Genomic DNA, 8,730 nt, shown 5'->3' on the forward strand with positions numbered 1-8,730 from the left:
CCCACAGCCCCCGCCGCCCCGCGCGGGTGAGCACGTGCAGGGCCTCGATCACCGGCGCGTGCAGGTCGCGCAGGAGCGAGCCGGCGATGACCGCGCCGAGTTCGGGGACGTCCCCGGTGGCGACCCGGGGCTCGCGCATCGCGACGAGCATGCCGGGGTCGGCCTCCGGGATGCTCAGCATCGCGGTCTCGGCGGTCAGCACCGGCACGCGCCGGTTGAGCGCCCAGCCCAGCGCGACCGGCAGCGTGGTCCAGTACGAGAAGTTCTTCCACCACAGCGCGGCGGCGACGTGCGGCGGGGCCTGCCAGCGCCGTTCCGCCTCCGCGATCAGGGCGCCGAGCCGCTCCCGCGGCCGCGCCGCCAGGTCGGCCACGGGGAACCAGCCGCCGCCGGTCGGCCGCAGGCCGGGCGCGACGCCCAGCGGGCCGTCGGTCTCGGCGGCGGCGCGCAGCCGTGCGCCCAGCGGCTCCAGCGCCTCCTCGGCGGACCGCCCGACGGCGACCGCCCCTGCCCGGGTTCTGTTCACGAGAGCTCCGCGATAGGCAAATAAGGCAAGGCTAACCTAAAGCATCGCTCCTGCCGAGGGTCCCGGGGGGCGGCTCGGGAGGCCGCCGGATGATCACCGCGGTGGCCGCCTATCAGCCTATTGAATATAACCAATAGGTGTCTTAGGTTGGTGCGCGATGAGCTCCGGACGGAGGAAGAATGGCTGAAATCAGCGTCGCCATGGCCGCGAGCCACGCGCCCGGTCTCACCGGCTGGTTCGACAAGGCGCCGGAGGCCGACCAGCGGACGGTGCGCGCCGCCTACGCCGAGATCCGCGACGCCCTCGTGGAGTCCCGCACCGACGTGCTGCTGATCATCGCCAACGACCACATCGCGAACTCGAAGGTGTCCGACTACCCGAACTTCACGTTCGGCATGGCCGAGCGGCACCGCGGCCCGGACGAGTGGTTCAAGCCCTGGCTGCGCGTCCCGGACTACGAGATCCCTGGCCGCCCGGACGTGGCGGACGTCCTCTACCAGAGCGTCAAGGACCTCGCCCCCCGCGTTCGCGCCGTCCCCGAGAACCTTCGCTACGACGACAACATCTCCGTGCCGGTCACCATGGCCGAGGTAGCCTCGACGGGCATCGCGGTCGTGCCGCTGCTGCAGAACTGCACCGTCCCGCCCGTCCCGGACGAGCGGGTGTGCTACTCGCTCGGCCAGGCCCTCGGCGACGCCGTCCGCGACCGCCTGCCCGACGGGATGCGGGTCGGGCTGCTCGGCTCGGGCGGCCTGTCCCACGAGCCGGGCGGGCCGCGCTACCTGGAGATCGACGAGAAGTTCGACCGCTGGTGGCTGGACCTCCTGGTCGACGGCGACCACGAGCGGGTCCTGTCGGAGGCCACGTTCGAGGCCATGGAGCGGGCGGGCTCCGGCGGCACCGCCGAGCTGCTGTCCTGGATCGTCGTGATGGGCGCGATCGGCCCGCGCCCGTGCCGGAACCTGGGCTACGCCGCCGTCGACCAGTGGCGCTGCGGGTTCGGCGCCGTCCGCTGGGAGCTGCCATGACACCGGCGACCGGGCGGGCGGACGGGCCGGAGTCGGCACTGCGGCACTTCGACCCGCGGCTCCGGGCCAACGACCTCGTGCAGGACCTCAAGTGGGACCCCGCGCTGCGGGCCCGCTTCGAGTCGGACGAGCAGGCGGTGCTGGACGGCTACCCGCTCACCGCGGCGGAGCGCGCCGCGATCCGCGACCGCGACTTCCGCCGGCTGTTCGAGCTCGGCCTGCACCCCTACCTGCTCGCCCAGCTCGCCCGGCTGGTCTACGGCACGGGCGAGAAGGCCGGCACCTCCGGCGCGGCGACCGCGCTGATCAGGTCGCTGCTGGGGGACCGGTACGACGCCTACATGGCGGAGCGCGGTGAGTAGCAACCCGCCCGTCATCGACGTCCACACCCACGCGATGCCGATGCCGCTGCTCCGCGAGCTGGAGCGCCGGGGGCTCGCCGACCTGTCCCGGCGCGCGGAACGGGTGCTGCTCCTCGACCCGGACCTGTGCGGGCTCGCGCCCGGGGCGCCCGTCCCGCTCGCGCCCGAGCAGTACGACATGGAGCGCCGCCTGGCCGCCATGACCGCGATGCGGGTGGACCACCAGGCCGTGGCCGCACCGCCGTTCGTGTTCGCCTCCGAGTCCGGCGACGACCGGCTCGTGCTGGAGGTGACGCGGCTCGTCAACGACGCGCTCGCCGAGTTCGCCGCCGGTTCGGGCGGGCGCCTGTCCGCGCTGGCCACGGTGCCGGTCGGGCACCCCGGCGCGGTGCCGGAGCTGGTCCGCTGCCTGGACGGGCTCGGGATGGCCGGCGCGACCGTCGGCACGTTCGGCGGCGGCCGCGAGCTCGACGACCCGGTCAACGAGGACCTGTGGCGGGAGCTCGCCGCGCGGCGCTGCTTCACGCTGCTGCACCCGAGCCGCGTCTCGTCCCGCGACCGGCTGGCGGACTACCACCTGGTCCAGCTGCTCGGCTACCCGATGGAGACGGCGCTGGCCACGGCCCGGCTGATCTTCGGCGGCGTCCTCGACCGGCACGACCTCGTCCTCTGCCTGGCGCACGGCGGCGGGTGCCTTCCGGCCACCGGCGGCCGCCTGGACCTCGGCTGGCGCCGCAAGCCGGTCGCGCGGGTGACGAGCCGCGCGCCGAGCGACTACCTGCGCAGGCTCCGCTATGACACGGCGGTGTTCGACCCGGGGGTCCTCGGCCGGCTGGTCGAGGACGTGACGGCCGCGCACGTCCTCCTCGGCACCGACGCCCCGTTCGACCTCGCCGACGACGACCCCGTGGGAACCGTCAGGGCGCTCGGCGTGGACGCCGGGCGGCAGGCCGCCATCCTCGGCGGCAACGCCGCGCGGCTCCTCGGCGTCCAGGCGGTCCCCGCGGCCCGCAACGGCCCGGCCCCGCCGCCCGGGCCGCTCTCCACCACCGCTGAAGGACGTACACCATGAGCACCGACAGGGCGGCGGCCGAGCTGCCCCGGCTCTCGCTGGCCGAGGCCGTCGCCAAGCGGATCGAGGCGCGCATCGCGGAGGAGGCGCTGCCGGCCGGGCACCGCCTCGGCACCCGCGACAGCCTGCGCCGCGAGTTCGACGTGGCCGCCGCGACGTTCAACGAGACGGTCCGGCTGCTGGCCGCGCGCGGCACGGTCTCGGTCCGGCCGGGCGTCAAGGGCGGGATCTTCGTCGCGTCCCCGCCGCCGCTGGTGCGGCTGGGGCGCAAGATGCTCGAACTCAGCGGGGACTCGGTGTCGGTCTCCGACTGCCTGGTGGTGCGGGACGCGCTGGAGCCGCTGCTCGCGCAGGAGGCCATGCGGCACCGCACCGGCGCCGACATCGCCGACCTGCGGCGGCTGGCCGGCGAGCTGGCGGCGGCGCGCGGGTCGGCGGACCCCTTCGGCCGCCTCGCCGCCAACTGGGCGCTGCACCGCAGGATCGCCGAGATCACTCCCAACAAGGTCCTCCAGCACACCTACATCTCCCTGCTGGAGTTCGTGGAGAACCGGCTCCGCGGCGTCACGCCCGACGAGCCGGACGAGGACGGCCCGTACGCGGGGGACGGCGGCTCATCACCGGACGGGACCGCCGTCCACCGGGAACTGGTGGAGGCCATCGCGGGCGACGACCCCCGGCGCCTGTCCGCGGCCGTCGCGGCGCACGCCGCCCTGACCGCCTCCCGGAGGGGCGGGGCATGAGCGGTCCGCGGACGGCCCTGGTCGTCATCGACATGCAGAACGACTACTGCCACCCCGACGGCGTGTTCGCGGCGGCCGGGCTCCGCGTCACCGGCCTGGACGAGCTGGTCGGGAACGTCAACACGCTCGCCGCCGCCGCCCGCTCCGCCGGCGACCCGGTCATCTGGGTGCGGATGGAATGGGCCGAGGACGCCGACGTGGGGCTGCTCGCCGAGCGGAGCCCCTTCCTGCGCAAGGAGGGGCTCAGGCGCGGGACCTGGGGCTGCGAGCTGGTCTCCGGCCTGGACCGCGAGCCCGGCGACCACGAGGTCGTCAAGCCCCGCTTCGACGCGTTCCACCGCACCGGGCTGGCGGACCTGCTGCGCGGCCTCGGCGCCGGCGCGCTCGTGGTGGCGGGCGTGCGCACCGACTTCTGCGTCGAGTCGACCGTCCGGTCGGCGTTCTTCCGCGACCTGCGGGTGATCGTGCCGCGGGAGGCCGTCGCGGGGTACTTCGAGGACCTGCACCTGAACAGCCTGCGGCTGATGGGCACCGTCTTCGCCGAGGTCACCGCCCTCGGCGACGCGGCCGCCGCGTTCGGCCGGACGAGGGGAGACCGCTGATGCCGCTGATCGAGGTCAGCCTGGTCGAGGGCCGTCCGCCGGAGCAGCTGCGCGCGCTCATCAGCGGGCTGACGGACGCGGCGGAGGCCGCCATCGGCGCGCCCCGCGCCAGTATCCGCGTCATCCTCCGGGAGGTGCCGGCGGCGCACTGGGCCGCCGGGGACGTGACGATCGAGGAACGCGACGAGGAGCAGCGATGGACCTGATCCCGCATGTCATCGACGGCCGCGAGGCCGAGTCCCGCGAGAGCCTCCCCACCGTCGACCCGTACACGCGGCGGCCCTGGGCGCGGGTCGCGCTCGGCGGGAAGGAGGAGGCGGGCCGGGCGGTCACCGCCGCCCGGCGCGCCTTCGACGAGGGACCCTGGCCGCGGATGGGGTTCGCCGAGCGCGGCGCGGTCCTGCACCGGCTGGCCGACCTCATCGAGGCCAACCTGGACGCCCTCGCGATGGCCGACACCACCGACATGGGCAAGCCCATCGCCGACACGCGGTCGAAGGACGTGCCGCGGTCGGCGGCGAACTTCCGCTTCTTCGCCGACCACGCGCGGCTGTCGTCCGCCGAGACCCTGCCGATGGACAGCGGCCACCACGCCTACACCCGGTACGAGCCCGCCGGCGTCGTCGCCGCCATCGCGCCGTGGAACTTCCCGCTGATGCTGGAGACGTGGAAGGTCGCCCCCGCGCTGGCGTGGGGGAACACGGTGGTGCTGAAGCCCGCCGAGCAGACCCCCGCGTCGGCGACCCTGCTGGCGAGGCTGGCGCTGGAGGCCGGGATGCCGCCCGGCGTGCTGAACGTCGTGCACGGCTTCGGGCCGGGCTCGGCGGGCGAGGCGCTGACCGCCGACCCGCGCGTGGACCGCATCACCTTCACCGGCGAGTCCGCCACCGGACGCGCCATCGCCGCCGCCGCGGCGGCGAACCTCACCCCGGTCAGCTTCGAGCTGGGCGGCAAGGGCGCCAACCTGGTGTTCGCCGACGCCGACCTCGACCTCGCCGTCTCCTGGTCGGTGAAGGCCATCTTCGGCAACGCGGGCCAGGTGTGCCTGGCCGGAAGCCGCCTGTTCGTCCAGCGGGAGGTCTTCGACCCGTTCCTGGAGCGCTTCGTCGCCGCCGCCGAGGCCCTGGTGCCCGGCGACCCGAAGGACCCCGCGACCCAGCTGGGCCCGCTGTCCTCAGCCGAGCACTACGCGAAGGTGAAGGGCTACATCGACGGGGTCCCCGGCGACGGAGGCGAGATCGTCACCGGGGGCGTGGCGGACGAGGGGCTGTTCGTGCGGCCGACCGTCGTCCTCGACGCGCCGCCGGACGCCCGGGTGCGCCGCGAGGAGATCTTCGGCCCGGTGGTCACCGTCACGCCCTTCGGCACCGAGGACGAGGCCGTCGCCGCGGCGAACGACACGCGGTACGGCCTGAACGCCATGGTGTTCACCGAGAGCCTCTCCCGGGCGCACCGCGTCTCGGCCGCGCTGAGGGCCGGCACCGTGTGGACGAACTGCTTCTTCGTCCGCGATCTGCGCGCGCCGTTCGGCGGGGCCGGCGACTCCGGCATCGGCCGCGAGGGCGGCACCTACAGCCGCGAGTTCTTCACCGAGCCGAAGGCCGCCGTCATGGCGATCTGAGCCCGCGCCCCATGGTTCCCGCGGCTGCGGGAAGGAGGATCGTGTGGAACCGCTCATCACCTTCGGCCATGGCGTCGCCGGGCGCGCGGAGCTGGCGCCCCTGTTGCAGGGCGCCGGGGTGCGGCGGGTGGTGGACGTGCGCACCGCGCCGGGCAGCCGCCGCAACCCCGACGCGCGGCGCGACGACCTGGCGGAGTGGCTGCCCGCCGCGGGGATCGGGTACCGGTGGGAGCGGCGGCTCGGCGGCTTCCGCCGGGCGGCGCCGGACTCGCCCGACACGTTCTGGCGCAACGCCTCCTTCCGCGGGTACGCCGGGCACACCCGCGACCCCGATTTCCTGGCCGCCATGGACGACCTGCTGGACGAGGCCGGGGAGGACCGCACGGCCGTCATGTGCAGCGAGTCGGTGTGGTGGCGCTGCCACCGCCGGCTCATCGCCGACTTCGCGGTGCTCGTCCGCGGCCGGGCCGTGCTGCACCTCGCCCACGACGGCCGGCTCACCGAGCATCCGCCCACGTCCGGGGCGCGCCTGCGGGACGACGGGCTCCTCGTCTACGACGGGGCCGACCCGTCATGACGGCCGGCGCAGCGCCTTCGGAAAGGGGATGTCGGGAAGGCGGATGTCCGGGCGCAGGGGAGCGGCCGAACGCGCACGGACAGCCGCGGCCGTGACCCCGGACCCGTACGCCGCGTCCTCGGTGAGCCGCAGGACGGTGTAGCGGGCCGGGTCGACCGCCGGCCGCTCCCGCAGCCACTCCAGCGCGACCGGCGCCAGCATCGCCGCGGCGGCGGCGCGGGCCGGGCGGCTGCGCGGGGCGGCGGCCAGGGCGAGCAGCCCGAGCGGCCACCATTCGCGGCGCAGCGCGTGCCCGACGGCGGCGGCGTCGGCGACGACGCCCCTGCCGACCAGGGAGACGGCCAGGCCCCGGCCGCCGGGCAGCCGCGACAGGCGCCGAGTCAGCAGCGCCGCCGACACGCCCGCGCACGCGGCGGCCGCACCCGGGCGTCCCCACGCGAGCAGACCTAGGACGGCGAGGTTCCACGCCGACGGGCGGGCGGGGGCGAGCCTGCCGGGATGCCGCCGGGCCAGGTCGGCGGCGGACGTGCCGTACTCGTGGCGCCGCCGCGCCCAGTCCAGCGGGCGCAGCCGCCCGCTGTGCGTGACGTGGGCGGCCGGCTCGTACCGGACGTGCCACCCGCGGTCGCCCAGCCGCCACACGAAGTCGACGTCCTCGCCCAGCCGCAGTTCCTCGTCGAACGCGTCCCCCTCTACCGCTGACACGCGCACCAGCAGCGTCGCGGTCGGCACGAACCCCAGCCTTCCGCCGGGGCGGACGAGCGCGGGCCGGGCGCCCATGTCCAGGGACGACCGGGCGGCCTCGTAGCGGGCCAGCAGCGCGGAGCCGCCGCCCGGAACATGGCCGTCCGGCAGCACCCGCGGGGCGACGGCGGCCACGCGGGGATCGTCGAAGTGCGGGACGAGCACGTCGAGCCACCCGTCCCCGGGGCGGCAGTCGGAGTCCACGAACGCGGCGAACGGCGTCTCCACCAGGCGGAGCCCGGTGTTGCGCGCGGCGGCCGGACCCCGGTTGCGGGGGTGCCGGACCAGCCGTGCCCCGTGCGCCTCCGCCGCGCGGCGCAGCGGACCGGGGTCGGGCGAGCAGTCGTCCACGACGATCACCGGCACGCCCTTGACGGCCGCCAGGCATCGGTCCAGCTCGTCCGCCCGCCCGAAGGCCGGGACGACGACCGTCACGTCGTGCGGCCCGGGACGCGGGGCCGGGACCGGGTGCGCCATGCCGAGGTCGAGGAGGCGGCGGGCCAGCGCCCGCCCGACGGGCGAGGAGTCCGCCAGCCCCCGCGCGCCCGCGCGGCGCAGCGCCGCCAGGTGCGGGCCGGCGGTGTCGGCGAGCCGCACCACCTTCCAGGGGGAGCCGCCGGTGGCCACCCTGCCGCCCGACCAGAAGGAGGTGTCCCGGTCCAGCGCGACGGCGAAGCCGGCGGGGAGCTTCACGGCCGGGCCTCCGCGGCCGCCGCGCCCGGTTCGAGGAGGCGGCCGCGGCCGTCCACCCGCCAGCCGCCGATCCGGCGCGCGGCGGCCGCCACCATGGCCGCCAGGATCTCGCGGCCGTGCGCACCGGACGCCCCCGCCGGGTCGCCGAGCACCCCCGACGGCGACACGGCGCGCACGCCCCGCGCGACCAGCTCCGGCATGATCGCGGCGAGCGGGCGGGTCTCGCCGGTGACCGCGTGGAACGGCCGCACCAGGCCGGGGGCCAGGTGCAGCATCACGGACGTCTCGGTGAACCCGGCGTGCGCGTCGCCGTCCGGGACGCCGCAGCCGACCCAGGCGGTGTCGTGGCCCTCGCCCCGCAGCCGGGCGACAGCGGCGTCGAGCGTCGCGACGTTGCCGCCGTGCCCGTTGACCAGGACGACGCGCCCGGCCCACTCCGCGAGCGAGCGCACGGTCTCCACGATCACGGCGTGCAGCGCCTCGTGGCCGATCGAGACGGTCCCGGGGAACCCGGCGTGCTCGCCGCTTGCCCCGTAGGCGATCGCCGGCGCGATGAGCACCGGCCCCGCCACCCCCTCGTCCAGGCGGGCGTCGCGCAGGACGCCGGCCGCCCGCGCGGCGACGGCCTCGGCGATCACCGTGTCGGTGGACAGCGGCAGATGCGGCCCGTGCTGCTCGGTCGACCCGGCCGGCACCAGGACCAGCGCGGGTGTGGGCGGACGGGCTAGGCCGTGGAATCCAGGTAGAGGTCCTTTTCCTGGG

Annotated in this window: 11 protein-coding genes; 8 read left to right on the top strand and 3 right to left on the bottom strand. The window is 75.9% G+C overall.

Annotated elements, in window-relative coordinates; translation table 11 throughout:
* A partial coding sequence (locus E1266_RS32535) for a hypothetical protein (protein WP_207946052.1) occupies positions 1 to 526 on the bottom strand: 526 nt, incomplete at its 3' end.
* 179 nt (positions 527 to 705) lie between these two features.
* Here E1266_RS32535 and E1266_RS32540 point away from each other — a divergent pair.
* From E1266_RS32540 to E1266_RS32575, 8 genes are read left to right on the top strand one after another with little or no spacing between them, the layout of a single operon-like run.
* A complete protein-coding gene (locus tag E1266_RS32540) occupies positions 706 to 1,554 on the top strand; it encodes a hypothetical protein (RefSeq protein ID WP_132053658.1) in 849 nt (282 codons plus the stop codon).
* Positions 1,551 to 1,916 (top strand): extradiol ring-cleavage dioxygenase, encoded by a 366-nt coding sequence (locus tag E1266_RS32545; RefSeq protein ID WP_132053660.1) that lies wholly within the window; start codon positions 1,551 to 1,553, stop codon positions 1,914 to 1,916. The genes E1266_RS32540 and E1266_RS32545 overlap by 4 nt, the downstream gene beginning before the upstream one ends.
* The gene (locus E1266_RS32550) at positions 1,909 to 2,988 is read left to right on the top strand and encodes an amidohydrolase family protein (protein WP_243719165.1); all 1,080 of its coding nucleotides are present in this window, start codon (positions 1,909 to 1,911) and stop codon (positions 2,986 to 2,988) included. Before E1266_RS32545 ends, E1266_RS32550 begins: the two co-directional genes overlap by 8 nt.
* On the top strand, positions 2,985 to 3,731 hold the full coding sequence (locus tag E1266_RS32555) for an FCD domain-containing protein (RefSeq protein WP_132053662.1): 747 nt from the start codon (positions 2,985 to 2,987) through the stop codon (positions 3,729 to 3,731). Before E1266_RS32550 ends, E1266_RS32555 begins: the two co-directional genes overlap by 4 nt.
* A complete protein-coding gene (locus E1266_RS32560; RefSeq protein ID WP_132053664.1) occupies positions 3,728 to 4,333 on the top strand; it encodes an isochorismatase family cysteine hydrolase in 606 nt (201 codons plus the stop codon). Before E1266_RS32555 ends, E1266_RS32560 begins: the two co-directional genes overlap by 4 nt.
* Complete coding sequence (locus E1266_RS32565) at positions 4,333 to 4,539, top strand: tautomerase family protein (RefSeq protein ID WP_132053666.1); 207 nt, start codon at positions 4,333 to 4,335, stop codon at positions 4,537 to 4,539. The genes E1266_RS32560 and E1266_RS32565 overlap by 1 nt, the downstream gene beginning before the upstream one ends.
* Positions 4,530 to 5,954 (top strand): aldehyde dehydrogenase, encoded by a 1,425-nt coding sequence (locus tag E1266_RS32570; protein ID WP_132053668.1) that lies wholly within the window; start codon positions 4,530 to 4,532, stop codon positions 5,952 to 5,954. The genes E1266_RS32565 and E1266_RS32570 overlap by 10 nt, the downstream gene beginning before the upstream one ends.
* 43 nt (positions 5,955 to 5,997) lie before the next feature.
* Complete coding sequence (locus E1266_RS32575) at positions 5,998 to 6,531, top strand: DUF488 domain-containing protein (protein ID WP_132053670.1); 534 nt, start codon at positions 5,998 to 6,000, stop codon at positions 6,529 to 6,531.
* Here E1266_RS32575 and mftF read toward each other — a convergent pair.
* Positions 6,526 to 7,968, bottom strand: a complete 1,443-nt coding sequence (gene mftF, locus E1266_RS32580) for a mycofactocin biosynthesis glycosyltransferase MftF (RefSeq protein ID WP_165966296.1) — start codon at positions 7,966 to 7,968, stop codon at positions 6,526 to 6,528. The genes E1266_RS32575 and mftF overlap by 6 nt on opposite strands.
* Positions 7,965 to 8,730 (bottom strand): mycofactocin biosynthesis peptidyl-dipeptidase MftE (gene mftE, locus E1266_RS32585; RefSeq protein WP_347876764.1); only part of this gene is annotated, 766 nt, incomplete at its 5' end. The genes mftF and mftE, both read right to left, overlap by 4 nt.

The organism is Actinomadura sp. 7K534, from assembly GCF_004348575.1.
Lineage (GTDB): Bacteria > Actinomycetota > Actinomycetes > Streptosporangiales > Streptosporangiaceae > Spirillospora > Spirillospora livida.